1 protein-coding gene is annotated in these 860 nt (G+C 61.9%); it reads right to left on the reverse strand.

Features of this window, described 5'->3' with window-relative positions; all coding sequences use genetic code 11:
* Positions 1-370: 370 nt before the first annotated feature.
* Positions 371-860, reverse strand: a 490-nt coding sequence (locus EN780_RS35635; RefSeq protein ID WP_128276564.1) for a group II intron maturase-specific domain-containing protein, incomplete at its 5' end; no start/stop codon positions are given.

Here is an 860-nt window from a genome sequence, read left to right on the forward strand (position 1 = left end):
GGTCTATATCTCGGCGTTCTTGATCGCTGCTGAGGTCCGGCTCGAGGAAAGCGAAATGGCGATGGTAATGGAGGCGGCGGCGCCATTCGGGTGATGCCATAGCGATGACGCTCATTGAAGGAAGCCCGCGATCGACGCGGGCTTTTTCGTTGAACCTAGTGGTGAAAGTCTGACACTTGGTACCGGTGGACGGCAAGCGACTCCATCTCAGCCGTTCAACCTTCGTGGACGGGCTCCCGAAAGCTGCCGCTCATTCACCCTTCTGCCTCCGGCGCCTTGGGGCCGTGGATCGGGATAGGGGGACGCCTCGCGACGCCGCCCCTCCCACACCACCGGGCATACGGGTCCGTACCACGGCGGTTCGATCGGATTAAGCTTGGGCAGAGACATGGAGTCGAGGGAGACCAAGAGACTCGAAGTAATGGTTGCGCAGGGCCTGTTGGACCGCCGGGTGTCCTGACATGCGCCAGAACCCCGTTGGTGAACCGGCGGCAACCGCAGCTCCGAACTTTGGTACGCCATGACGGCGCAGTTCCTTGAAGCGGTTGTGCCCGTTCCCCCATTGCCGCCAGAGATACATGCGTAGTCTTCGGCGGATCCACGCTTCCAAGTTCGTAAGCACCCGTGGGGTCTGGCAGAAGCCGAAGTAACCGCGCCATCCGATGAGGTATGGCTTCAGCTCCTTGATCAACTGCGGCAGACTGATCCCCCGTGTCCGGCGTGTCATATCCCGGATCAGCGTCTCGAATTTGGCGAGGGCCTTCGGCGCAATGCGCCGCTCGCTCCCGTCATTCGAGATGCTGAACCCCAGGAACTTCCGCTCCTCCGGTCGCGCCACCGCGCTCTTCGCCTCGTTGACC

Source organism: Mesorhizobium sp. M4B.F.Ca.ET.089.01.1.1 (genome assembly GCF_004022605.1).
In the GTDB taxonomy this organism is placed as follows: domain Bacteria; phylum Pseudomonadota; class Alphaproteobacteria; order Rhizobiales; family Rhizobiaceae; genus Mesorhizobium; species Mesorhizobium abyssinicae.